The organism is Hydrogenophaga sp. (assembly GCF_051860785.1).
Taxonomy (GTDB): domain Bacteria; phylum Pseudomonadota; class Gammaproteobacteria; order Burkholderiales; family Burkholderiaceae_C; genus Hydrogenophaga.
Window position 1 is genome coordinate 1 of the sequence record NZ_JBIMLB010000018.1, and the last position, 25,014, is coordinate 25,014.

Below are 25,014 nucleotides of genomic sequence, written 5' to 3' on the forward strand. Positions count from 1 at the left end.
ATCCCTGTTCACGATAAATCGGAATCGGTGTTCACGATCTGCCGGAATCACCGTTCACGGTCGTCCGGAATACCCACGTAGCCTCGATGGACAGGTTTGACGAGAGGGTTACTTGCTTTTCCATTTAGTTTCCTTGGTTGCGTTTTCGTGTTCATGTGTGCACACGAGCGCATCGTAGGAAAGGTTGCTGAACAAGGCGATTCTTCTGCTAGATGTAAAAAAATACTGCAACCAAATAGGCGCCGGGACTCCCCCCATTCTTGGATGAACTGTCCACCAGTGGCATGTGGAACCCGCTACGGGTAGTTCGAGCGCTTGACGTCAATTCAGCCTTGGCGCCCTCTGTCGGTCGGAGCACGGCAAGTGCGCGACCATCACATCTTGACCGCAGGACGCGGCCGGCTTTTCGGGAATGCGTTGTCAGGCTTGTCGGCGATTGGCAGTAGCTCGCCGATCTAGCTGGCGCGATGGATGGCAGGTGTGCCATCCATCGCGCAGATAGGCGTCGTGCCCATTCATGCGCGCTGTGGGGATCCGGCTAATAACGGCGGCCATCCCCTAGCCTGCGCGCAGGCTGCCAGAGAAGAGACCGGTTTTTCGACGAGCAGCGGCCCGTCATCAGCGCGGCGGATGAGCGCTGCCCAGCCTTGAGATTGCGGTCGAGTGCCTTGGCTATCGCCGAGCCTTGGGGTATGTGACTATGGCCGGCACACAGGTATGACAAAATCTTCCGGAGCTGATTTCATCCAACGTCGGATCAGCCGGGGGAGGTTTTCGGTCTTAAGGCCGCAGCGCTCAACCTCCCTGGAATGATGCTCTGTCAGCGTGTCCGAAACAGAATTAATCGCGATGCCCTCGTCGGCCCAACCACCTGCAGGCATCTCCGTGATGAGAAGTTGAGCAGCCATTTTTTTTACAGGTGAGTAGCGCTCCGTCCTACTATTTCTCGCCTTTCTCCCACGTTCGCTGAATCTGGATCTTGGCGCATCAATCAGGAAATTGGAACTGACCCAGTGTGTTCCGCGTTCCACGCACTCGGTGGCCCCATCTAGGTCACCGCGTCTCAGTGCTTCGAGCCCTTCGAGGCTGTAGGCGATCGCAAGAATCGGTGCCATGAGATGCCCGTCGTACCCAGACGGAAAGGTTGCTCGGCCACCGATCTCGCCCGCATCTAGGTCTCTCGCACGGCCTCCCTGTTGAACGTAGCTAGTAATCGATACTTTCAGATCTTCCCAGGAGGTTTGAGGGCCATGCAGAACGCCATAGTCGTTCGCTCTTTCCGCTAATTGAACTAGTCGCTCAGTTGAATGCGCGATTGCTCGGGTGTTATCTGAGGGCTGCATTCTTTCGGGTGTCATTGGTGGAACAAGAGGTCCTCTTTTGCGGTCGTGACGGTCGCGGTTGGAGCTGGTGGCCCGATAATCTTTATCGATCTAGACGCTTGGCGCTACGCAAGTTTCCGTAGGAGTGGTACCACATTGCCTGCAATACTCGCATCCAAAAAATCCGCCCACGCCTGCATCATCTTCGCGCGGGGCACGAGATAAAGGGCATGGTTATAGGATGCGCTCACCTGGTTGCGCTCTTGATGGGCCAGCTGCAGTTCGATGTGTTCATGCGGCCAGCCCTGCTCGTGCAGAAGCGTGGATGCAATTCCCCTGAATCCGTGGCCAGTCATTTGGCCAGCGTAGCCCATGCGATCCAGGGCACCTAGGATCGTGTTGTTGCTCATGGGCTTTTCGTGATCGCGTTCGCCAGGGAAGAGCAGGGCACTGTGCCCCGTGAGGGTGTGAAGGCTGCGGAGCAGTGTGACGGCCTGTGTGGACAACGGGACAATGTGCGGTGTCTTCATCTTCATGCGCGCCGAAGGAATGTCCCAGCGTGCGGCGTCTAGATCGAATTCTGTCCATCGGGCGCCGATCAGCTCCTTGGTGCGGACGAAGGTCATGGACATCAGTTTGATCGCTACCCGTGTGATCGTGCTGCCGTTGTAAACCTCAATCTTGCGCAGCAACTGGGGTAGTTCCTTGGCATCTACCCGTGCATAGTTCTCCTTCTTGCGGGAGGCCAGCACGTCGCTGGGTCGTATATCCACAGCAGGATTGCGTTGGGCTGCCCCGTGAGCGATGGCGTAACGGAAGATCTGCGAACAGGTCTGAAGCGCTCGTTTAGCAATGTCGAGGGCACCACGCTCTTCAATCTTCTTCATCATTGCCACCAGTTCCGGCGCCTCGATCTCCGTTATGGGACGCGCACCGATGGCTGGAAAAATATCCGCCTCCAAGCGACGCCAGACATACAGGGTGTGGCTGTCGCTGCGAGCAGCCTTCCAGCTCTCCCACCACTTCTTGGCGATGGCTGCGAAGGTGTCTTCAATAGCCAGACGGCGAGCGATTTTTTTGGCTTTGCGCTGAGCCATCGGGTCATTGCCCAAGGCCAGCAGCTTACGAGCATCTTCGCGCGCTTCCCGCGCCTGAGCCAGCGATGTGTCTGGGTACTGTCCCAGGGGAAGGACCTTTTCTTTGCCGTCGAACCGGAACTTCCAACGCCAGAGTTTGGAGCCAGAGGGATTGACTAGTAAGTACAGGCCGCGCTCGTCGCTGACCTTCATGGGCTTGTCACTGGCTTTGAGCTTTTTGATTGCAGTGTCGGTTAGGGGCATTTAGGGTTCCATAGAGGAGTTGGAGGCCGATACCCCCAAAGTGACGCCAAAGTACCCCAACCATACCCCCAAAAAAATCTGGCTGTCAACGGACGTCTCTGGACGCCGGAAAACAAAAAAGCCCCGTAACGCTAGTGTTTACGGGGCTTTTAGGGGGTTGTCCTGGACGCTTTTGGACGTCTTTGGACCGATAGCTGGCGGAGAGGGCGGGATTCGAACCCGCGGTGGGGATTAGCCCACACACGCTTTCCAGGCGTGCGACTTAAACCACTCATCCACCTCTCCGCGAAGCCAGCGATTGTAGCAGGCAGTGTTGCCTTCAAGCGGGGCGTCTGCCGTCGGCGGTTTTTCTCCAGGCGTGTTTCTGCAGCACCTCCAGCGACACCTGCTCGAGAGCGGAAGCGTTCGTGCACTCGAGCACCACGGGCGGCGCCACGTCAGCGGCCAGCGCCTCCAGCCAGCGCTGAACACAGAGACACCAGCGATCGCCAGGTTTGAGTCCGGCGAAGCGCCATTCGGGCCTCGGGGTGCTGAGGTCGTTGCCACGCTCGCGAGAAAAATCGAGAAATGCCGCCGTGACGCGCGCGCAGACAACGTGAGTGCCGTGATCGTCCGGGCCGGTCTCACAGCAGCCGTCGCGGTAGAAACCCGTCAGTGGGTCGTAAGAGCAGGGCAGCAGCTTGCCACCCAACACATTGCGCGAAGTGGTCATGCCGGACCAATAGAAGATGATTAGACCGTCTTGCCCGTACCGACCATCTTCATGGCGGACGCGATGAGTGCTGACACTTCGGTCATGTTGCTGGGCACGATCAGCGTGGTGGTGGCATCGGCAGCGACCTTGCCATAGGCATCCACGGCCTTCTCGGCCACCTTGAGCTGCACGGCTTCCTGCCCGCCGGGCTGGCGAATGGCATCGGCCACTTTGCGAATGGCCTCGGCCGTGGCTTCGGCCACGGCGAGGATGGCGGCGGCTTCACCCTGCGCGTTGTTGATCTCGGCCTGTTTTTCACCTTCGGAGCGAGCGATGAAAGCCTCGCGTTCGCCGGTGGCGATGTTGATCTGCTCCTGGCGACGGCCTTCGGAAGCGGCGATCAAGGCGCGCTTCTCGCGTTCGGCGGTGATCTGTGCCTGCATGGCCAGCAGGATCTCCTTGGGTGGCGTCAGATCCTTGATTTCGTAGCGCAGCACTTTCACGCCCCAGTTCAGCGCAGCTTCGTCGATGGCGTGCACCACTTGGGCGTTGATGATGTCGCGCTCTTCAAACGTCTTGTCGAGCTCCAGTTTGCCGATGACCGAGCGCAACGAGGTCTGGGCGAGTTGGGTGACGGCGACGATGTAGTTGGACGACCCGTAACTGGCGCGCATGGGGTCGGTCACCTGAAAATACAGAATGCCATCGACCTGCAACTGGGTGTTGTCGCGTGTGATGCAGACCTGGCTGGGCACGTCCAGTGGAATTTCCTTCAGGCTGTGCTTGTAGGCCACCTTGTCAATGAAGGGCACCAGAAAGTTCAGACCGGGGGCCAGTGAGGCGTTGTACTTGCCCAGCCGCTCCACCACCCAGGCGTTCTGTTGGGGTACGACCTTGACAGATCGGGCAATGAAGATGGCGGCAATGACGACGAGGATGATGGCGATTTCCATGATGGCGCAGTTCTTTTTTGATGGGTTGCAGGGATCGGATCGGTGCGATGGCAGGTACTAGACCTTGTCCACCAGCAGCCGGTTGCCCACGAGTTCGGCGACGCGGTAGGTGCCGGGAGTGGGTGCATTGCCGGGGCGCTGGATCACGGTCCATTGTGCGCCCCGGTATTTGACGCTCGCGGTGCCGTCAGGGTTCCATTCATCGATCTGAATCACTTCGCCCACGTCGAGGTTGACGCTGCGCATGGAACGCACCGAAGGATCGCCATCACGGCGCTTCTTGACGAGGTACCAGGCCACGACAGCGGCCGAACCAACGATGGCCGCCACGATGAGCTGCACGGTGGTGCCGGCACCCGCATGGGCGGCCAGTGCGGCAGCCACCATGCCCACCGCAAGCATGAGCAGGTAGAACGTGCCGGTGAATAGTTCGAGTGCTACGGCCGAGCCCGCCAGCAGCCACCACAAGGTTGATTCCGCCATTCAGGCACCTTTCTTTTGTTGTCTTGATTCAGGAACTGGGCCATTCGGATGCACGTCCGTCCTCCACGGCGGATGCTATTGTCTGGTCAGCGCCACATTCTGCGACAAAAAGACCGGCGGGCGCCGCGAGCCGCCACACGTTTTCCGTACACTTCGCGCCTGTTTTGCCGTCGTTGGGGTTTCTCCCCTGGCATCTTTCTTTCGGTTGGCCGTAGGTCGCGGCTGGAGATCTGCATGAAATTCCGTTTTCCCATCGTCATCATCGACGAGGATTTCCGCTCCGAGAACACCTCGGGCCTGGGCATTCGCGCACTGGCGCAGGCCATTGAGGCCGAGGGCTTCGAAGTGGTCGGCGTCACCAGCTACGGAGACATGAGCCAGTTCGCCCAGCAGCAGAGCCGCGCGAGTGCCTTCATTCTCTCCATCGACGACGAGGAGTTCAGCGTCGGCGAGGACACCGATCCGGTGGTCCTCAATCTTCGCAACTTCATTGATGAAGTGCGTCGCAAGAACGCCGACGTGCCGATCTACATCTACGGCGAAACGAAGACCAGTCGCCACCTGCCCAACGACATCCTGCGCGAGCTGCACGGCTTCATCCACATGTTCGAGGACACGCCCGAGTTCGTGGCACGCCACATCATTCGCGAGGCCAAGAGTTATCTCGAAGGCATCCAGCCGCCGTTCTTCAAGGCCCTGCTCGACTACGCAGAAGACGGTTCCTATTCGTGGCACTGCCCGGGTCACTCGGGCGGCGTCGCCTTCCTCAAGAGTCCGGTGGGTCAGATGTTCCACCAGTTCTTTGGCGAAAACATGCTGCGCGCCGATGTGTGCAATGCGGTGGAAGAACTGGGTCAGCTGCTGGACCACAACGGCGCCATCGGCGCGAGCGAGCGCAACGCTGCACGCATCTTCAACGCCGACCACTGCTTCTTTGTGACCAATGGCACCAGCACGAGCAACAAGATGGTGTGGCACCACACCGTGGCGCCGGGTGATGTGGTGGTGGTGGACCGCAACTGCCACAAATCCATCCTGCACAGCATCATCATGACGGGGGCAATTCCCGTTTTCCTCAAGCCCACCCGCAACCACTACGGCATCATCGGCCCCATTCCGCAGAGCGAGTTCGAGATCGAGGCCATTCAGGCCAAGATCCGCGCCAATCCGCTGCTCGCGGGAATAGACGCGCAGTCGGTGAAGCCGCGTGTGCTCACGCTTACCCAGTCCACCTACGACGGTGTGCTCTACAACACCGAAGCCATCAAGGAGATGCTGGACGGCTACGTGGCCAATCTGCACTTCGACGAAGCCTGGCTGCCGCACGCGGCCTTCCATCCGTTCTATGGCAACTTCCACGCCATGGGCAAGAAGCGCGCTCGGCCGCTGGAGTCGGTGGTGTATTCCACCCAGTCCATCCACAAACTGCTGGCGGGCATCAGCCAGGCCAGCCATGTGCTGGTGCAGGATTCGCAGAACGTCAAGCTCGATCGCCACCTCTTCAACGAGGCCTACCTGATGCACACCAGCACCAGTCCGCAGTACGCCATCATCGCCAGTTGCGATGTGGCCGCGGCGATGATGGAGCCACCCGGTGGCCGCGCGCTGGTGGAGGAGAGCATCTTCGAAGCGCTCGATTTCCGCCGCGCCATGCGCAAGATCGAAGCCGAGTTTGGCGACGACGACTGGTGGTTCAAAGTGTGGGGCCCGGACGATCTGGCCGAAGAAGGCATGGGCGAGACGCGCGACTGGATGCTCAATCCGAACGACGCGCCCGGCGGAAAGGACTGGCACGGCTTTGGCGACATGGCACCGAGCTTCAACATGCTTGACCCGATCAAGGCGACCATCGTCACCCCCGGTCTGAACCTGGACGGGCGCTTTGAACCCGAAGGCATTCCGGCGTCCATCGTCACCAAGTTTCTCGCCGAACACGGCGTGGTGGTGGAGAAGACTGGCCTCTACAGCTTCTTCATCATGTTCACCATCGGCATCACCAAGGGCCGCTGGAACACCTTGCTCACCGCGCTGCAGCAGTTCAAGGACGACTACGCCAAGAACCAGCCGATGTGGCGCATCCTGCCCGAGTTCTGCCAGAAGCACCCGCGTTACGAGCAGATGGGCCTGCGAGACCTGTGCCAGCACGTGCACGAGCTCTATGCCCGCTACGACATCGCGCGCCTCACGACAGAGATGTACCTGAGCGACCTCACCCCGGCGATGAAACCGAGCGATGCGTTTGCGCACATCGCGCAACGCACCACGGAGCGCGTGCCCATCGATGCGCTTGAGGGCCGCATCACGACCAGCCTGGTCACACCGTATCCGCCTGGCATTCCCTTGCTGATTCCCGGCGAGGTGTTCAACAAGAAGATCGTGGATTACCTCAAGTTCGCGCGCGAGTTCAACGTGCAGTGCCCAGGCTTCGAGACCGACATCCACGGCCTGGTGGAGGTGGTGGATCTGGACGGGCGCAAATCCTACTTCGCAGATTGCGTCAAGGCCTGAGACGGCTGCGGGTCAGCGGGCGGGTGCGTCCGGACGCACCCGCATGAAGCTGGCAAACCGCGGCACACCCGCAGCGCTCAGGCCGCGGAAGCGGTAGGTCACCCACTCGCCGATGGCGGGTGGGCGTTCACGCTGGGCATCGGTGAAGCCCGTGCCCAGTCGGAAACGGATGCCTGCAGCTGTTTCCACCAGCAGCGCGCCCATGCGGCCCTCATGGCGACCTTGGCCAGGCAGGTGCGCGACCACACGCGCCTCGGCGTCCTCGTGGGTCTTCACCTTGAGCAGGGTGTCGTCGCGCACCGCCCGGTAAGGCGCGTCACCCCGATGCAGCATCAGGCCTTCGCCGCCATCCTTCACCATGCGGTCCAGCCTTGTCATCAGCGCAGCGTGGCTGGCCACGCGTTCCTGCTTGACGGCCTGCACCCAGGCCTGGTCGATCTGCTGCACCACGCCGTGGTACGCGGCAATGCGTTCGGTGAAGGGGCCGGGATGGTCGGGCAGGTCGAACACCATGAACCGGATGCGCCGCCAGGCGGCGTCTTCGGGTGTCTGCCGGCGAACGGTGGAGAGCGCCTCCTCGAAACGGCCACGTCCAGCCCAAAGCTCACCGTCCAGTGGCGTCGCGGGCCAGCCCGCCGTGAACCAGGCGGGCACCGCGATGGTTTCGCCGCCGCGCGTAACGAACCGCTGCCCATCCCAGCGTGCTCGCAGGCCATCGTATTTTTCGCTGAGCCAGTAGGCATCGAGCGCAATGCCCGGCCTGTAGACACCTGCCAGCAACAAGGCAGGTGCAGGTCCGGCCAGCGCGCCGCAGGGCAGGGTGGCCGCGACCACGGCGGCACCCAGCCGCCCCAGCAGCTCGCGTCTTGTCAGGCGCATGCGCCGTGTCAGAGCATCGACTGGCTGTCGCGACTCACGCCCGTGGTCTGGGCGTAGCCTCCGTCCACATAGGTGATCTCGGCCGACACGCCCGAAGCCAGGTCGGACAGGAGGAAGGCGGCGACGTTGCCTACCTCGTCAATCGTCACGTTGCGCCGGATCGGGGCCGCGCTCGCGACCAGGTTGAGCAGCTTGCTGAAATCCTTGATGCCGCTGGCGGCGAGGGTCTTGATCGGGCCGGCGCTGATGCCGTTGACCCGCATGCCCATGGGCCCCATCGATTCCGCCAGGTAGCGCACCGATGCCTCCAGGCTGGCCTTGGCCAGGCCCATGGTGTTGTAGTTGGGCACGACGCGGATGGCACCCATGTAGCTCAGAGTGAGCAGGGAAGCCTTTTCGTTGAGATAGGGCAGGGCGGCCTTGGCCATGCCGGGGAAGCTGTAGGCGCTGATGTCGTGCGCGATGCGGAAAGCTTCGCGGGAAAGGCCCTCGAGGAAATCGCCTGCGATGGCCTCGCGTGGCGCAAAGCCGATACTGTGCACAAAGCCATCGAACTTGGGCCAGGTCTGCGCGAGGTCGGCAAACATCTTCTCGATTTGCGCGTCGTCACCCACGTCGCAGTCAAAGATGAGCTTGGAGTCGAAGTCGGCGGCGAACTCGGTGATGCGGTCCTTGAAGCGCTCCCCCACGTAGCTGAACGCGAGCTCAGCGCCTTGCTGGTGGCAGGCCCTGGCAATGCCGTAGGCGATGGAACGGTTGGACAGCACGCCCGTGATCAGCAGCTTCTTGCCAGCGAGAAAACCCATGATTGAAAACTCCGTTGAAAAATCCAGCAGAATTGTCGCATGCACCTTTCCTCCACGCGCCTCAGCCACCACCTCGCAGCAATGCCTGTGGCTGCGCTGCTGATCCTGTGGAGTCCACAAGCCCTGGCGGCCCACGGCTATGCGCTCTGGGGTCAGCTCAAGTACCCCGATGGGTTCACGCATTTTGACTATGTGAACCCCACGGCGCCCAAGGGCGGAGAAATCCGGCTGGTGAGCAATCTGCGCACCTCCACTTTCGACAAGTACAACCCATTCACCATGCGCGGCAGCGCACCGGCGTACCTGTCCAACCTGATGTTCGACTCGCTGCTGGCGGGTGCGCTGGACGAGAACGGGGCGGGTTATGGCCTGCTCGCCGAGGATGTGAGCGCGGCGCCCGACGGCCTGTCGATCACGTTCAAGCTGCGCGACACCGCGCGCTTTCACAATGGCGATCCGGTGCTGGCCGCCGATGTGAAGCACACGTTTGACATCCTCATGGGGCCGCACACATCGCCGGCCTACAAGACCGTGTTGCAGGACGTGGCCGGGCTGGACGTGATCAACGAGCGCACCGTACGCTACCGATTCAAACTGCCCAACCGCGAACTGCCGCTGGTGGTGGGCGGGTTGCCAGTGTTCAGCCGGGCGTGGGGCAATGCGCCTGATCCAAAAACCGGTCAGCGCAAGACCTTCGATCAAGTGGTGATGGACCTTCCCATCGGCAGTGGGCCCTACAAGATCGGGCCAGTGCAGTTCGGCAAAGACATCACCTACGTTCGCGATCCCGCCTACTGGGCGCGCGACCTGCCGGTGCGCCGTGGCACCGCCAACTTCGATCGCATCACCGTCAAGATCTACAAGGACAACACCGCGCGGCTGGAAGCGCTCAAGGCGGGCGAGTTCGACCTGATGCGCTTCTTCTCGGCGGGCGACTGGGCACGCCGCGTCAACGGAAAGCGTTTCGACACCGGCGAGCTGGTCAAGGGCGAGTTCACGCACCGCCTGCCCATGGGCTTCCAGAGCTATGTGCTCAACTCGCGCCGTCCGCCGCTGGACGACATGCGCGTGCGCGAGGCGTTGGGCATGGCCATGGACTACGAGTGGATGAACCGGCAGATGTTCTACAACGCATACCAGCGCGTGCAGGGTCTGTTTGGCAACACCGATTGCGCTCCCCAGGGCACTCCAGCGCCTGAGGAACTGGCGCTGCTGGAACCCTGGCGCAAGCAGTTGCCGCCGGCGGTTTTCGGCCCGATGTACCGGCCACCACGCACCGATGGCGAGAATTCCCTGCGTGGCAACCTGCGGCAGGCACAGGCCAAACTGCGCGAGGCGGGCTGGACGGTGCAGAACGGCCAATTGCGAAATGCCCAAGGCAGACCGATGGTGCTGGAGTACCTTGACAGCAACGAAACCGGCGCCAGGGTGGTGTCGCCCTGGATACGGAATCTGAAGAAGCTCGGCGTCGAGCTGCGTTTCCGCCCGGTGGATTTCGCGCTCTACCAGCAGCGCCTGCGCACGTTCGATTTCGACATCATCTCCATCAACTACCAGGGCACGAACAACCCCGGTTCCGAGTACGCGGACCTGTTCGGCAGCCAGGCGGCGAAGACGGAGGATTCGGGCAACTTCGCGGGTGTGGCCAGCCCGGCGGTCGATTCGCTCATCTCGCGCATGACCGCTGCCAGCACGCAGCCCGCTTTCCTGGCCGCCTGTCGCGCGCTCGATCGCGTCATCAGCCACAGCCACTACCTCATTCCTCAGTGGACCGCGACCACGCATCGCATGGCCTACAACGCCTGGCGGCTGGGCAGGCCGAAAGACATGCCACCGTACGCGTCCGGCGAGACCTGGGCCATCGATACCTGGTGGGCTCAGGACCCAGCCACCGCGAAGCACTGAACACCATGTGGATCTACATCCTCAAGCGCCTGCTGCTCATGATCCCGACCCTGTTCGGGGTGCTGCTCCTGACGTTCGTGGTGATCCAGTTCGTGCCGGGTGGTCCGGTCGACCAGTACCTGGCGGAGGCACGCGCTGGCGCTGGTGCCGCCGGTGCCGAGGGTGGATCGGTCTACCGGGGTGCGCAGGGCGTGGACCCGCAGCGCATCGAGCAGATCAAGGCGCTCTACGGTTTCGACAAGCCTGCGCACGAGCGCTTCTTCCAGATGGTCGGGCAGTTCGCCCGCTTCGACCTGGGCACGAGCTTCTTCCAGAACAAAGCCGTGTCCGAGCTGATCATGGAGAAGCTGCCCGTCTCGATCACGCTCGGCTTGTGGACCTTCCTCATCAGCTACGGCGTGGCGGTGCCACTGGGTGTTGCCAAGGCGGTGCGGGCGGGCTCCCGGTTCGATCTGGTTACCACCTTGCTGGTGCTCGTCGGTTACGCCATTCCGGGCTTCGTGCTGGGCGTGGCATTGCTGGTCATTTTTGGTGGACAACTTCAGTGGTTTCCGCTGCGCGGGCTGACATCTGCGAACTGGGAAGAACTGAGCTGGGGGGCGCGCATCGTGGACTACCTCTGGCACATCACCCTGCCGGTGACGGCCATGGTGCTGGGGAGTTTTGCGGTGACCGCCATGCTCACCAAGAACGCGTTCCTGGAGGAAATCCGCAAGCAATACGTGATGACGGCCCGCGCCAAGGGGTTGTCGGAACGACAGGTGCTGTGGAAGCACATTTTTCGCAACGCGCTCATTCCCATCGTCACCGGTTTCCCGGCGGCCTTCATCGGTGCCTTTTTTGCGGGCTCGCTGCTCATCGAGACGCTGTTCTCGCTCGATGGCCTGGGCCTGCTGAGCTACGAGAGCGTGATCCGGCGTGACTACCCCGTGGTGCTCGGCACGTTGTTCTTCTTCACGCTCATCGGGCTGGTGACGAAGCTGATTTCCGACCTCTGCTACGTGTGGGTCGACCCGCGCGTGAAGTTCGACTGATGGCAGCGCGCACCTCGCTCAGCCCGGGCCGTCGCGCGTGGCAACGCTTCAGGCGAAATCGCCTGGGTTACTGGAGCCTGGTCCTCTTCTGCGTTCTCGTGGTCGGCAGCCTGCTGGCCGAGGTGCTCTCCAACGACCGGCCGCTGATCGTCCGTTACGAGGGAACGACCTACTTTCCGATGGTCAAGGACCACGCGGAAACGGTGTTCGGTGGCGATTTCGACACGCCCACGGACTACCTCGACCCCTTCATCCGAGAACAGCTTTCCAGGGGTGACAACTGGGCGCTGTACGCACCCAATCCCTACGGACCGCAGACGCTGAACTACTTCGCCAGGCTGCCCAACCCCTCACCACCCACTCGCGACAACCTGTTCGGCACCGACGACCGTGGTCGCGACCTGCTGGCGCAACTGATCTACGGGTTCCGCGTGAGTGTGCTGTTCGCGCTGGCGCTGACGTTCATTGGCGTGGTGCTCGGCGTAGTCACCGGTGCCATCCAAGGTTTCTTCGGCGGCAAGACCGACCTCGCTTTCCAGCGCTTCATCGAGATATGGGGCTCCATGCCCGAGCTTTACCTGCTCATCATCTTCTCGGCGGTGTTCGCACCGAGCATCAGCCTGCTGCTGATCCTGCTCAGCCTGTTCGGCTGGATGGGCCTGTCGGACTACGTGCGCGCCGAGTTCCTGCGCAACCGCCAGCTCGACTACGTGCGCGCGGCGCGCGCCATGGGCTTGTCCAACTGGCAGATCATCTGGCGCCACGTGCTGCCCAACAGCCTCACGCCGGTGGTGACCTTCCTGCCGTTTCGCATGAGTGCGGCCATCCTGGCACTGACCTCGCTCGACTTCCTCGGCCTGGGCGTGCCGCCCGGCACGCCGTCGCTGGGCGAACTGCTCAGCCAAGGGAAGAACAACATCGACGCCTGGTGGATCTCGCTGTCCACCTTTGCGGTGCTGGTCATGACGCTGCTGTTGCTCACCTTCATGGGAGACGCACTTCGTGACGCGCTCGATCCTCGAAAGGCCGACAAATGAGCAACGAGCCTTTGCTGGAAGTCAGGGACTTGCGCGTCTCGTTCGGCGGCCAGCAGGTCGTTCACGGCATCGACTTTTCCATCAAGGCGGGCGAGAAGCTTGCCTTGGTCGGCGAATCCGGCTCGGGCAAGACCGTCTCGGCACTCTCGCTGCTGCGCCTGGTGCACAACGCCCATGTCACTGGCGCGGCCCTGCTGAACGGGCGCGACCTGCTCGCCATGACGGAGCACCAGCTCCGCGGGGTGCGGGGCGACGAAGTGGCCATCGTCTTCCAGGAACCCATGAGCGCGCTCAACCCGCTCTACACCGTGGGTGACCAGATCGGCGAGGTGTTGCAACTCAAGAAGGGCCTCACGCTGCGCCAGGCGATGGCGGCGACCGTCGAGCTGCTGGCGTCCACCGGCATTCCAGAGCCGGCGCGCCGGGCCAACGCGTTCCCTCACCAGCTGAGCGGCGGCCAGCGCCAGCGCGCCATGATCGCCATGGCCCTGGCCAGCGCGCCCAAGCTGTTGCTGGCCGATGAGCCCACCACCGCGCTGGATGTGAGCCTGCGCGGGCAGATCCTGGATCTGCTGGCCGACCTGCAGCGTCAGCACGGTATGGCGGTCCTGCTCATCACGCACGACCTGAACCTGGTGCGCCGTTTCGCCGACCGCGTGGCGGTGATGGAGCAAGGGCACCTGGTGGAGCAGGGCGTGGTGGCCGAGGTGTTCGATGCGCCCCAGCACCGCTACACCCGCATGCTGCTGGCCAGCAAGCCGGAGCGAGACGTGGTGGAAAAGCGATCCGCACCCGATGCCGATCCGGTGCTCAGGGCGCGCGGGTTGCGGGTGGTTTACCCGGTGCCGCTGCAAGGCCTGCGAGGCTGGTTCAAGAAAGGCGAGTTCGTCGCGGTGCAGGGCGCCGATCTGGATATTGCACCCGGCCAGACGCTGGGCGTGATCGGCGAGTCCGGGTCGGGCAAATCCACCCTGGCGCTGGCTGCGCTGGGCCTGTTGCCGCACCAGGGCAACCTGAGCGTGACGGGCACCGACTGGCAAGTGGCGAAACAACGCGGGCAACTGCGCACACTGCGCCAGCGCATCCAGGTGGTGTTCCAGGACCCTTTCTCTTCCCTGTCGCCGCGCATGACCATCGAGCAGATCGTGGGCGAAGGCCTGCTGGTGCACCAGCCCGGCCTTTCGGTGGGCGAGCGGCGCGAACGTGTGGTGCGCGCGCTGGCCGACGTGGGATTGGTGGATGACCCCGCCCGGGGTGGCGACTGGCTCCAGCGTTACCCGCATGAGTTCTCCGGCGGGCAGCGCCAGCGCCTGGCCATTGCGCGTGCCCTTATCGTCGAACCCAGCCTGCTGGTGCTGGACGAGCCCACCAGTGCGCTGGACGTGACCGTGCAGAAACAGGTGCTCGCCTTGCTGCAGCGCCTGCAGCGCGAGCGGGGGCTGAGCTACCTGTTGATCACGCACGACGTGGACGTCATCCGTGCCATGGCACACCATGTCGTGGTGATGAAGGACGGCGCTGTGGTGGAGAGCGGCGACGTCCAGCAGGTGCTTCAGGCCCCGGCGCATCCCTATACGCGAGTGCTGGTGCAGGCAGCGGCCTGAGTCCATCCACTGCTTGATCTGCGTCAGTCGCCCGGCTCGGGTGCGGAGCTATAAAAGTGCGCCATGACACCGACACAACCTGTCTCCCTGCGATCTCCGTTGCGCTGGCTCGCCATGGGCTGGGCCGACCTGCGGCGCAACCCGCTGCCCGGTCTGGCTCACGGACTGCTGCTCGCGGCCTTCGGTGGGTTGCTGCTCTGGGCTGCGCGCGACCGATTCTGGCTGCTGGCGGGCGCCTTCTCCGGCTTCCTGATCGTGGCACCCATTCTGGCAACGGGCCTCTACGCCGTGAGCCGCGCCGGCCAGAATGGGCGGCGCGTGGGCCTGGCCGAGGTGCTGGCGCTCTGGCGCTCGGGCGATGGCCGGCTGGTCCGCTTCGGCCTGCTGCTGGGCCTGGCCGGTACCGGCTGGGTGCTCACCTCGGCCGGGCTCATCACCCTGTGGTCGCCCGTGCCCATCCAGAAACCGCTGGATTTCCTGCGCCACGTGGTGCTGGAGCCCCGACTCGGCCTGTTCGAGGCCTGGCTGCTGCTCGGCGGGCTGCTGGCGGCGCCGGTGTACGCCTCCACGGTGGTGGCGTTGCCTTTGCTGGTGGACACCCGAATGCCCGTCGGGGCGGCAGTGGCACAGAGCTGGCGCGCTGTGGCCAGCCACCCCGGCCCCACAGCCCTCTGGGCGGTGCTCATCGTGACCTTGGTCGGTTTGGGCATGCTCACAGCGCTGCTGGGCTTGGTGATTGCGCTACCGCTCATCGGGCACGCCAGCTGGCATGCCTACCGCGATCTGGACGCCAGTGCCGGCCGACGGGTAGGCGCCTGAATCATGGAACCCACTGTTTTTGGCTTCAGTGAAAGCCAGATCGCCCAGTTTGGTCTCACCTTCGGGGTGGGTGCGTTCATCCTCTACATGCTGTTCATCGTGTTCAACCTGGCCCGCGAGTCCAAAGCAGGGAAGTTCGGCACCTTCGTGCTGTTCCTGGTGTTGTCCTTCGGCATGCTGGGTTTCCTGGCCAAGAACCTGATTCAGTGGATCCTGGGCATGTGAAATAGGGTTTTCGGGCGGTTGCAAGAGGGGGGTATCAGCGTTACAATGCGAGCTTCACGACCAAATGGGCGGGTAACTACCGGCCCATTTTTTTTGGCCGAACGCTTTTCAGCACACGTTCACCACACGTTATAGGACCCACCACAGCACGATGGCCTGGCAAGAAACCGTAGAGCAAACCGTCACCGGACTGGGACTGGATCTGGTGGAGCTCGAACGCTCCGCCGGTGGTTTGCTGCGGGTCACCATCGATTACCCGTGGGAACAGCCCGAAGAGGGCCAGCCGGCACCGGTGGAGCGTTTCGTCACGGTCGAGGATTGCGAGAAGGTCACGCGGCAGTTGCATTACCTGCTGGAAGTTGAAGGGCTGGAATACCGGCGCCTGGAAGTTGGCTCCCCCGGCATTGATCGCCCGCTCAAGCGCGAGATCGACTACGTGCGGTTCGAAGGCCATGTGGTGGACCTGACCCTGAAGGCGCCGATCGGCGTGACGGGCAGCGAGGTGGCGGCCAACCGCAAGAAATTTCGCGGCACGCTCGAGCGTGCCGATGACGGCGTGCAGTGGCAAGTGGTCTGGAGCGATGCGCCAGAACCCAAGCCCGGGCAGCGAGTGAGCAAGAAGCGCGCACCCGTGCCGATGCAGGCCATGCAGTTTTCGCTGGGCGATGTCCAGCAGGCGCGCTTGGCGCCGATTGTGGATTTCAAGGGGCGTAAAGCCCCTGGAGCGGCGGTGTTGCCGCAGACAGATGCAAATGATGGAACCCAGCGTCCTGAAACAGGACAAGCTAATCGGAAAGGTGGGCGAGTGAAATGAACCGCGAAATGTTGATGCTGATCGATGCCATCTCGCGAGAGAAAAACGTCGAGCGCGACGTGGTGCTCGGCGCAGTGGAACTGGCTCTGGCCTCGGCCACCAAGAAACTCTACAAAGGCGAGGTGGACATCCGCGTCGCGATGGATCCGGACACCGGTGCCTACGAGACCTTCCGCCGCTGGCTGGTGGTGCCCGACGAGGCCGGCCTGCAGAACCCGGACGCCGAAGAATTGCTGACCGATGCGCGCGAAGAGCTTGCCGACATCGAAGAAGGCGACTACATCGAGAAGCCGGTCGAGAGCGTGCCGATCGGCCGCATCGGCGCCATGGCCGCCAAGCAGGTCATCCTTCAGAAGATTCGCGACGCCGAGCGCGAAATGCTGCTCAACGACTTCATGTCGCGCGGCGACAAGATCTTCGTCGGTACCGTCAAGCGCATGGACAAGGGCGACCTGATCGTCGAGAGCGGGCGCGTCGAAGGCCGCCTGAAGCGCAGCGAGATGATCCCGAAGGAAAACTTCCGCACTGGCGATCGCGTGCGCGCCATGATCATGGACGTGGACCTCACCCTGCGTGGCGCGCCCATCCTGCTGTCGCGTTCTGCCCCTTCTTTCATGATCGAGCTCTTTCGCCAGGAAGTGCCCGAAATCGAGCAGGGCCTGCTGGAAATCAAGACCTGCGCCCGTGACCCAGGTTCGCGCGCGAAGATCGCCGTGCATAGCAACGACCGCCGCATCGACCCCATCGGCACCTGCGTCGGTGTGCGGGGTTCGCGCGTCAATGGTGTGACCAACGAACTCGCTGGTGAGCGCGTCGACATCGTGCTGTGGTCGGAAGACCCGGCGCAGTTCGTCATTGGCGCACTGGCCCCGGCCAACGTGGTTTCGATCGTGGTGGACGAGGAGCGCCACGCCATGGACGTGGTGGTCGATGAGGAAAACCTCGCCATCGCCATCGGCCGCGGGGGCCAGAACGTGCGCCTCGCGTCCGAGCTGACGGGCTGGCGCATCAACATCATGACGGCCGATGAGTCGGCCCAGAAGCAGGCCGAAGAGGCCGACGGCATCCGAAAGGTGTTCATGGCCAAGCTCGACGTGGACCAGGAGATCGCCGACATCCTGATCGAGGAGGGTTTCACCAGCCTCGAAGAAGTGGCCTACGTGCCACTGCAGGAAATGCTGGAGATCGAGTCATTCGACGAAGACACCGTCAATGAACTGCGCACCCGCGCCAAGGACGCCTTGCTCACGATGGAAATCGCCCGCGAGGAGAGCGTCGAGGAAGTCTCGCAGGATCTGCGCGACCTCGATGGTGTCACGCCCGAGCTGATCGCCAAGCTCGCCGATGCAGGCATCCACACCCGCGACGAGCTGGCCGATCTGGCCACCGACGAGCTCACCGACATCACCGCAATGACGCCTGAAGAGGCCACGGCGCTGATCATGCTGGCACGCGCGCACTGGTTCACCGGTGACGAAGCGCAATCCACGACCTGACCAGCGGAGGCCCCAGCGGAGAAAAGAACCCATGACCAGTACCACCGTCGCCGAATTCGCCGCCGAGCTGAACAAGCCCACTTCCGTCCTGCTGGAGCAACTCGCAGCGGCCGGGGTGCCCAAGACCACCGGAACCGATGCGCTCACGGAATCCGACAAGCAGTCGCTGCTGGGCCACCTGAAGGCCAGCCACGGCACGGCGGGCGGCGAGCGCAAGAAGATCACCCTCGTCAAGAAATCGACCTCTGAAATCAAGCAGGCCGATGCGACCGGGCGTGCGCGCACCATTCAGGTGGAGGTCCGCAAGAAGCGCACCTTCATCAAGCGCGACGACGAGGTGGCCGTTCCCGAAGCCGCGGCGGCTGAACCTGTAGCCGCTGCGCCGGTGGTCGACAAGGAAGAGCTCGAGCGCCGCGAGGCGGAAGCCCAGCGCCAGGCCGAACTCCTGCGTCGCCAGGAAGAGGAATTCAACCAGAAGCGCCAAGCGCGTGAGGCCCAGGAAGCGCGCGATGCGCAGGCCGAGCAGGAACGTGTGGCCGCCGCCGAAGCGGCCGAGAGCGCTGCACGCGAGGCCGCCAAGACAGTGCCTGAAGAAAGCGCCGCAGACGCGATCGCCGAACGCATCAGCAAGGACGCCAAGGCCAAGACGGCTTCGCTCGAGCGTGAGTCTGCAGCCCGCGTGATCTCTGACCGCAATGCAGAGACCAAGCGCGCCGACGATCTGCGCGCTCAGGATCTGGTGGAACGTCGCCGCAAGGCCGAATCGGAAGCCGCGAATATCCGCGCCATGATGTCCGCGCCAGCACGCACGCTGGTGGCGAAAAAGCCGGAGCCGACGCCCGATCCCAAGGCTGGCATCAAGGGCACCCTGCACAAGCCTGCTGGTACGCCGGTGAAGGCACCGGGCAGCGCAGCCGCGGCCACCACGGCGGCCGGTGCAGCCGGCAAGAAGGAGGTCAAGTCCGAGAACCTGTCCTCCACCTGGAAGGACGACGCGGCCAAGAAGAAGGAAATCAAGACCCGTGGCGATACCAGCGCCGGACGTTCCAACTGGCGTGGTGGTCCGCGCGGCCGTCGCAACGATCGCGATTCGCGCGACAGCGGCCAGAGCAGCTTCGTGGCGCCGACCGAGTTCAAGGCCATCGAAGTGCATGTGCCCGAGACCATCACGGTGGCCGAACTGGCGCACAAGATGAGCCTGAAGTCGTCCGAGGTCATCAAGCAGTTGATGAAGCTCGGCCAGATGGTCACCATCAACCAGCCACTGGACCAGGACACCGCCATGATCGTGGTGGAAGAACTGGGCCACAAGGCGATCGTGGCCGCGCTGGATGACCCGGAAGCCTTCACCGACGAAGAAGCCTCGCAACACGAAGTTGAGTCCATGCCACGTGCCCCTGTGGTCACCGTGATGGGCCACGTGGATCACGGTAAGACCTCGCTGCTGGACTACATCCGCCGCGCCAAGGTCGCCGCAGGCGAGGCCGGTGGCATCACGCAGCACATCGGTGCGTACCACGTGGAAACCGAGCGCGGCATGATCTCGTTCCTCGACACCCCTGGCCACGAGGCGTTCACCGCCATGCGTGCCCGTGGTGCACAGGCGACCGACATCGTCATTCTGGTCTGCGCTGCCGACGACGGCGTCATGCCTCAGACCAAGGAAGCGATCAAGCACGCCAAGGCGGCGGGGGTGCCCATCGTGGTGGCCCTGACCAAGATCGACAAGCCCGGCATCAACCTGGAGCGCGTGCGCTCCGAGCTGATCGCCGAAGAGGTCGTGCCCGAGGAATTCGGTGGCGACACACCTTTCGTGGGCGTTTCCGCCAAAACCGGTGAGGGTGTGGATGCGCTGCTCGAGCAGGTGTTGTTGCAGGCCGAAGTGCTGGAACTCAAGGCGCCGGTCGATGCCATGGCCAAGGGCCTGGTGATCGAAGCCCGCCTGGACAAGGGCCGCGGTGCCGTGGCCACGGTGCTGGTGCAGAGCGGCACGCTCAAGACCGGTGACGTGGTTCTGGTGGGCCAGACCTCGGGCCGAGTGCGCGCCATGCTCGATGAGAACGGCAAACCGATCAAGGCCGCTGGACCGTCGATCCCGGTGGAAATCCAGGGCCTGTCGGAAGTGCCCCAGGCCGGCGACGATTTCATGGTGATGATCGACGAGCGCCGTGCGCGCGAAATCGCCACCTACCGCGCAGGCAAGTTCCGCAACACCAAGCTGGCCAAGCAGCAGGCCGCCAAGCTGGAGAACATGTTCTCCGACATGAGCGCCGGCGAAGTCAAGGTGCTGCCCATCATCGTCAAGGCCGATGTGCAGGGTTCGCAGGAAGCCTTGTCGGCATCGCTGCTCAAGCTCTCGACCGAAGAGGTCAAGGTCCAGCTCGTGTTTGCCGGTGTCGGTGGCATCAGCGAGTCCGACGTGAACCTGGCGATCGCCTCCAAGGCGGTCATCATCGGCTTCAACGTGCGGGCCGACGTGGGCGCGCGCAAGCTGGCCGAAGGCAACGACGTCGATCTGCGCTACTACAACATCATCTACGACGCCGTGGACGAGTTGAAGGCCGCCATGTCCGGCATGCTGGCACCCGAGAAGCGCGAGGAAGTCATCGGCTCGGCCGAGATCCGCACCGTGTTCGTGGCCTCCAAGATCGGCACGGTCGCGGGTTGCATGGTCACCTCCGGCATGGTCACGCGCAATGCGCACTTCCGCCTCCTGCGCGATAACGTGGTCGTCTACACCGGCGAGATCGACACGCTCAAGCGACTCAAGGACGACGTGCGCGAAGTCAAGGAAGGCTTCGAGTGCGGTATCAAGCTCAAGAACTACAACGACATCAAGGAAGGTGATCAGCTGGAGTTCTTCGAGGTCAAGGAAGTCGCGCGCACGCTGTAAGCACAAGGCCGAACCATCATGCCCCGCAAGGCGTCATCCACCCCCAACCGCGGTTTCCGCGTGGCCGACCAGATCCAGCGCGATCTGGCCGAGCTGATCGCGCGCGAGCTCAAGGACCCGCGCGTGGGCATGGTGACGATCAACGCGGTGGAGGTCACGCCCGACTACGCCCACGCCAAGGTGTTCTTCAGCCTGCTCACCGGCGATGCCGAAGAAACCCTGCAGGGCCTCAACGCGGCGGCGGGCTTTCTGCGCAGTGGCCTGTTCAAGCGCCTGCACATCCACACCGTGCCCACGCTGCACTTCGTGTTCGACCGCACCACCGAGCGTGCGGCCGACATGAACGCCTTGATTTCCAAGGCGGTTTCTTCTCGTTCAAAGGAAGAATAGGCATGCACGCGCCACGCACCAGGGTGCAACGGCGCCCTGTGCATGGGGTGCTGTTGCTCGACAAACCGCTGGGTCTCTCCAGCAACCAGGCCTTGCAGAAGGCCAAGTGGCTGCTGCGCGCGGAAAAGGCCGGTCACACCGGCACGCTCGACCCGCTGGCCAGCGGCGTGCTGCCACTGTGCTTCGGCGCGGCCACCAAGTTCAGCCAGTTGCACCTGGATGCCGACAAGACCTACGAGACCACGGTACGCCTGGGCCAGAAGACAAGCACGGGCGACACCGAAGGCAATGTGGTGCAGACCCGTGAGGTGAACTGCACCCCCGGCCAGGTGGTGGAGGTGCTCGACCGGTTCATGGGACCGATCAGCCAGGTGCCGCCCATGCACAGCGCCCTCAAGAAGGACGGCAAGGCGCTCTACGAATACGCCCGCGATGGCGAAACCGTGGAACGCGAGCCGCGCCAGGTCGTGATCCATGATCTGGAGTTGCTCGACATGCGCCTGCAGGGCAATGAACCGCAGCTCCGCCTGCGCGTGCGTTGCAGCAAGGGCACCTACATCCGCACGCTGGGCGAAGACATCGGGGAGGCGCTGGGCTGTGGCGGCCACCTCACGCACTTGCGCCGAATCGCCACGGGTGCCTTCGATGAATCCCTGTGCACCACGCTGCAGGCCCTGGAGGCGCTGGAAGAAGGCGACCGACTGGCGCTGCTGCGCCCCGTGCAGACGCTGCTGGATGGCCACACCGCCGTCACGCTCGGTACCGAAGATGCGGGGCGCTTCCTCAGTGGACTGCGCCGCCGCGGCGACTGGCCCGACTGCGAACTCGTCGCCGTCTATGGCCCGTCACTGGATGACGGCGCCTCTCCGGCTTTGCTTGGCACGGCCCACGTCCGCGCGGGCGAACTCATTCCGGGGCGCCTCTTGAGCCCCACCGACATTCGACAAATCCAGGAAACCTCACCGGAAACTGCAACATGAGCAAACAAATCCGCAACATCGCCATCATCGCCCACGTGGACCATGGCAAGACCACCATGGTCGATCAGCTGCTTCGCCAGTCCGGCACCTTTGCCGAGCACGAGAAAGTGATCGACACCGTGATGGACAACAACGCGATCGAACGCGAGCGCGGCATCACCATCCTGGCCAAGAACTGCGCGGTGAGCTGGGAAGGCACGCACATCAACATCGTCGACACCCCCGGCCACGCGGACTTCGGTGGCGAGGTCGAGCGCGCCCTGTCCATGGTCGACGGCGTGGTGCTGTTGATCGACGCACAGGAAGGGCCCATGCCCCAGACCCGCTTCGTGACCAAGAAGGCCTTGGCACTGGGCCTGCGTCCGATTCTCGTGGTGAACAAGGTCGACAAGCCGGGTGCACGCCCGCAGCATGTGGTGAACGCCGCCTTCGATCTGTTCGACAAACTGGGCGCCACCGATGAGCAACTGGACTTCCCGGTGGTGTACGCCTCGGGCATCAACGGCTGGACCTCGCTGGAAGAGGGCGCACCGGGCGAGCAGTGGGGGCCCGACATGTCGGCCCTGTTCGACACGGTGCTCAAGCACGTGCCGGCCCAGAAAGGCGACCCGGCAGCGCCGCTGCAACTTCAGATTTCCGCGCTCGATTTCTCCAGTTTCGTGGGCCGCATTGGCGTGGGCCGCATCAGTGCCGGCACCATCAAGCCCATGATGGATGTGGTGGTGATGGAAGGTCCGGATGGCAAATCTGTCAAAGGACGTGTCAATCAGGTGCTGACTTTCCGTGGCCTGGACCGTGTGCAGGTGACCGAAGCCGGCCCCGGCGACATCGTGCTGATCAACGGCATCGCCGACATCGGCATCGGTGTGACCGTGACCGACCCGCTGAACCCGGCGCCGCTGCCCATGCTCAAGATCGACGAGCCCACGCTGACCATGAACTTCTGCGTGAACACCAGCCCGCTGGCGGGCCGCGAAGGGAAGTACGTGACCAGCCGCCAGGTGTGGGACCGGTTGCAGAAGGAGCTGCAGAGCAATGTGGCGCTTCGGGTGAAAGAAACCAGCGAAGACGGCATTTTCGAGGTGATGGGTCGCGGTGAATTGCACCTGACCATCCTGCTGGAGAACATGCGCCGCGAAGGCTATGAGCTGGCCGTGTCCAAGCCACGGGTGGTGTTCCGCGACGTGGACGGCGAGCGCCACGAGCCCATCGAACTCGTGACGGCCGACATTGAGGAACAACACCAGGGCGGCGTGATGCAGGCCCTGGGCGAGCGCAAAGGCGAACTCGTGAACATGGAACCCGATGGCCGCGGCCGTGTGCGCCTGGAATACCGCATTCCGGCACGTGGCCTGATCGGCTTCACCAATGAATTTCTGAACCTCACGCGCGGCTCGGGCCTGATCTCCAACATCTTCGACGGCTACGAGCCGCACAAGGGCGACATTGGCAGCCGCAAGAACGGTGTGCTGATCTCCATGGACGACGGCGAGATCTTCACCTACGCGCTGGGCAAGCTCGACGACCGGGGTCGCATGTTCGTGCGCGCCGGCGATCCGGTGTATGAAGGCATGATCGTCGGCATCCACAACCGCGACAACGATCTGGTGGTGAACGCCACGCGCACCAAGCAGCTCACCAACTTCCGCGTGAGCGGCAAGGAAGACGCGATCAAGATCACGCCGCCGATCGAATGCACGCTGGAGTACGGCGTGGAGTTCATCGAGGACGATGAGCTGGTGGAAATCACGCCCAAGAGCATCCGCCTGCGCAAGCGCCACCTGAAAGAGCACGACCGTAAGCGAGCCTCCCGAGAGGCTTGATGCCATTCCGGCTGCTGAACCGCCTCACTCATACACAGGCGGTCTTCCTGATGGTCGCGGTGACCGTGATGTGGTCCATCGCGGGCGTCGTTTCGCGCCAGCTGGAATCGGCCGCGCGTTTCGAAGTGACCTTCTGGCGCAGCGCCTTCACCACGATCTCGCTGCTGGTGATCCTGCCCCTGTGGCGTGCGGCGGACCGGTCGACGGGCTTCATCCCGGATGACCGCGCTCAGGGCTTCCTGGAGCGGCACTGGGGCGTGCTGACCCGTTCACGGGCATTCTGGATCTCCGGCGTCTGCTGGAGCGTGATGTTCACCGCCTTCATGCTGGCGCTGAGCTTCACCACCGTGGCCAACGTGCTCATCATCATGTCGGTCGGGCCCTTGTTCACCGCCTTGCTGGCGCGTGTGGTCATCGGCCAGCGCCTGGCCCTGCGCACCTGGCTGGCCATCCTGGCCGCCGGTGTGGGCATCGTCTACATGTACGGCAGCCAGTTCCTGTCGGCCTTCGGTGACCCGACGGTTCAGACCGGTGGTCTCATTGCGGGTTCCCTTGCGGCGTTGTGTGTGCCGGTGGCAGGCGCCATCAACTGGACCGTGGTGCAACGGGGTCAGACCCACGGCGAGAAAGTCGATCTCGTGCCTTCAGTGCTGCTGGGGGGCGTGCTCTCATCGCTGACGACCTTGCCACTCGCTTTGCCTTTCGCCGCCACGGGCTCGGACATGGCCTGGCTCGGCCTGCTGGGCCTGGTGCAGCTCGCGATTCCCTGCGCGCTGGCCGTGGTCTGCGCCCGATCGCTCAAGGCACCCGAAGTGTCTTTGCTCGCTTTGCTCGAAGTCATCTTCGGCATCCTGCTGGCCTGGCTGGGCGCGGGGGAGGCACCCGGCATCGAGGTGCTGACCGGGGGCACGCTGGTGATCGGCGCCCTGGTGCTCAACGAATTGCTGGGCTGGCGCTCCCGTACCGGCACACCGCGTATCCAGACGGTGGACAAACAGCCACAATGACC

The 25,014-nt window shown here is 63.3% G+C and carries 20 protein-coding genes and 1 tRNA gene; 14 read left to right on the top strand and 7 right to left on the bottom strand.

Annotation, left to right across the window (positions count from 1 at the left end; translation table 11 throughout):
* Positions 1 to 1,447: 1,447 nt before the first annotated feature.
* The 5 genes from ACTIF6_RS19880 to ACTIF6_RS19900 all read right to left on the bottom strand — a co-directional run bounded on the left by ACTIF6_RS19880 (position 1,448) and on the right by ACTIF6_RS19900 (position 4,792).
* Positions 1,448 to 2,662: a tyrosine-type recombinase/integrase gene (locus tag ACTIF6_RS19880; RefSeq protein WP_439589666.1), complete on the bottom strand. Its 1,215-nt coding sequence runs from the start codon at positions 2,660 to 2,662 to the stop codon at positions 1,448 to 1,450.
* Between the two features lie 195 nt (positions 2,663 to 2,857).
* A tRNA-Ser gene (locus ACTIF6_RS19885) sits at positions 2,858 to 2,947 on the bottom strand.
* Between the two features lie 34 nt (positions 2,948 to 2,981).
* Positions 2,982 to 3,374, bottom strand: a complete 393-nt coding sequence (locus ACTIF6_RS19890) for a DUF2237 family protein (RefSeq protein WP_439589667.1) — start codon at positions 3,372 to 3,374, stop codon at positions 2,982 to 2,984.
* Positions 3,375 to 3,394: 20 nt separating this feature from the next.
* Positions 3,395 to 4,309, bottom strand: coding sequence for an SPFH domain-containing protein (locus ACTIF6_RS19895; protein ID WP_439589668.1), 915 nt, complete (start codon positions 4,307 to 4,309; stop codon positions 3,395 to 3,397).
* Positions 4,310 to 4,366: 57 nt separating this feature from the next.
* Positions 4,367 to 4,792, bottom strand: coding sequence for an NfeD family protein (locus tag ACTIF6_RS19900; RefSeq protein WP_439589669.1), 426 nt, complete (start codon positions 4,790 to 4,792; stop codon positions 4,367 to 4,369).
* A gap of 234 nt (positions 4,793 to 5,026) precedes the next feature.
* On the opposite strand from ACTIF6_RS19900, the gene ACTIF6_RS19905 reads away from it, so the two are divergent.
* The gene (locus ACTIF6_RS19905; RefSeq protein WP_439589670.1) at positions 5,027 to 7,300 is read left to right on the top strand and encodes an Orn/Lys/Arg decarboxylase N-terminal domain-containing protein; all 2,274 of its coding nucleotides are present in this window, start codon (positions 5,027 to 5,029) and stop codon (positions 7,298 to 7,300) included.
* A gap of 12 nt (positions 7,301 to 7,312) precedes the next feature.
* Here ACTIF6_RS19905 and ACTIF6_RS19910 read toward each other — a convergent pair whose 3' ends face one another.
* Positions 7,313 to 8,179 carry a DNA ligase gene (locus ACTIF6_RS19910; RefSeq protein ID WP_439589671.1) on the bottom strand — a complete coding sequence of 289 codons (867 nt, stop codon included), beginning with the start codon at positions 8,177 to 8,179 and terminating at the stop codon, positions 7,313 to 7,315.
* Positions 8,180 to 8,187: 8 nt separating this feature from the next.
* Complete coding sequence (fabI, locus tag ACTIF6_RS19915) at positions 8,188 to 8,985, bottom strand: enoyl-ACP reductase FabI (protein ID WP_439589672.1); 798 nt, start codon at positions 8,983 to 8,985, stop codon at positions 8,188 to 8,190.
* An 81-nt stretch (positions 8,986 to 9,066) separates the two neighbouring features.
* Here fabI and ACTIF6_RS19920 point away from each other — a divergent pair, with 81 nt between their 5' ends.
* The 13 genes from ACTIF6_RS19920 (at position 9,067) to ACTIF6_RS19980 (ending at position 25,012) form a co-directional block, all read left to right on the top strand.
* Positions 9,067 to 10,890: an extracellular solute-binding protein gene (locus tag ACTIF6_RS19920; RefSeq protein ID WP_439589763.1), complete on the top strand. Its 1,824-nt coding sequence runs from the start codon at positions 9,067 to 9,069 to the stop codon at positions 10,888 to 10,890.
* Between the two features lie 5 nt (positions 10,891 to 10,895).
* On the top strand, positions 10,896 to 11,924 hold the full coding sequence (locus ACTIF6_RS19925) for a microcin C ABC transporter permease YejB (protein WP_439589673.1): 1,029 nt from the start codon (positions 10,896 to 10,898) through the stop codon (positions 11,922 to 11,924).
* Positions 11,924 to 12,961 carry an ABC transporter permease gene (locus ACTIF6_RS19930; protein ID WP_439589674.1) on the top strand — a complete coding sequence of 346 codons (1,038 nt, stop codon included), beginning with the start codon at positions 11,924 to 11,926 and terminating at the stop codon, positions 12,959 to 12,961. The genes ACTIF6_RS19925 and ACTIF6_RS19930 overlap by 1 nt, the downstream gene beginning before the upstream one ends.
* Positions 12,958 to 14,565, top strand: coding sequence for an ABC transporter ATP-binding protein (locus ACTIF6_RS19935; protein WP_439589675.1), 1,608 nt, complete (start codon positions 12,958 to 12,960; stop codon positions 14,563 to 14,565). Before ACTIF6_RS19930 ends, ACTIF6_RS19935 begins: the two co-directional genes overlap by 4 nt.
* Positions 14,566 to 14,628: 63 nt before the next feature.
* Positions 14,629 to 15,384, top strand: coding sequence for a DUF2189 domain-containing protein (locus tag ACTIF6_RS19940; RefSeq protein ID WP_439589676.1), 756 nt, complete (start codon positions 14,629 to 14,631; stop codon positions 15,382 to 15,384).
* Positions 15,385 to 15,387: 3 nt separating this feature from the next.
* Complete coding sequence (locus ACTIF6_RS19945) at positions 15,388 to 15,609, top strand: DUF2788 domain-containing protein (protein WP_439589677.1); 222 nt, start codon at positions 15,388 to 15,390, stop codon at positions 15,607 to 15,609.
* Positions 15,610 to 15,760: 151 nt separating this feature from the next.
* Positions 15,761 to 16,423, top strand: a complete 663-nt coding sequence (rimP, locus tag ACTIF6_RS19950) for a ribosome maturation factor RimP (protein WP_439589678.1) — start codon at positions 15,761 to 15,763, stop codon at positions 16,421 to 16,423.
* Positions 16,420 to 17,919, top strand: a complete 1,500-nt coding sequence (gene nusA / locus ACTIF6_RS19955) for a transcription termination factor NusA (RefSeq protein WP_439589679.1) — start codon at positions 16,420 to 16,422, stop codon at positions 17,917 to 17,919. The genes rimP and nusA overlap by 4 nt, the downstream gene beginning before the upstream one ends.
* Before the next feature lie 31 nt (positions 17,920 to 17,950).
* Complete coding sequence (infB, locus tag ACTIF6_RS19960; RefSeq protein ID WP_439589680.1) at positions 17,951 to 20,812, top strand: translation initiation factor IF-2; 2,862 nt, start codon at positions 17,951 to 17,953, stop codon at positions 20,810 to 20,812.
* An 18-nt stretch (positions 20,813 to 20,830) separates the two neighbouring features.
* The gene (rbfA, locus tag ACTIF6_RS19965) at positions 20,831 to 21,202 is read left to right on the top strand and encodes a 30S ribosome-binding factor RbfA (protein ID WP_439589681.1); all 372 of its coding nucleotides are present in this window, start codon (positions 20,831 to 20,833) and stop codon (positions 21,200 to 21,202) included.
* 2 nt (positions 21,203 to 21,204) lie between these two features.
* The gene (gene truB, locus ACTIF6_RS19970; RefSeq protein WP_439589682.1) at positions 21,205 to 22,182 is read left to right on the top strand and encodes a tRNA pseudouridine(55) synthase TruB; all 978 of its coding nucleotides are present in this window, start codon (positions 21,205 to 21,207) and stop codon (positions 22,180 to 22,182) included.
* A complete protein-coding gene (typA, locus tag ACTIF6_RS19975) occupies positions 22,179 to 24,005 on the top strand; it encodes a translational GTPase TypA (RefSeq protein WP_439589683.1) in 1,827 nt (608 codons plus the stop codon). Before truB ends, typA begins: the two co-directional genes overlap by 4 nt.
* Positions 24,005 to 25,012, top strand: coding sequence for a DMT family transporter (locus ACTIF6_RS19980; RefSeq protein WP_439589684.1), 1,008 nt, complete (start codon positions 24,005 to 24,007; stop codon positions 25,010 to 25,012). The genes typA and ACTIF6_RS19980 overlap by 1 nt, the downstream gene beginning before the upstream one ends.
* The last annotated feature ends 2 nt before the right edge of the window (positions 25,013 to 25,014 follow it).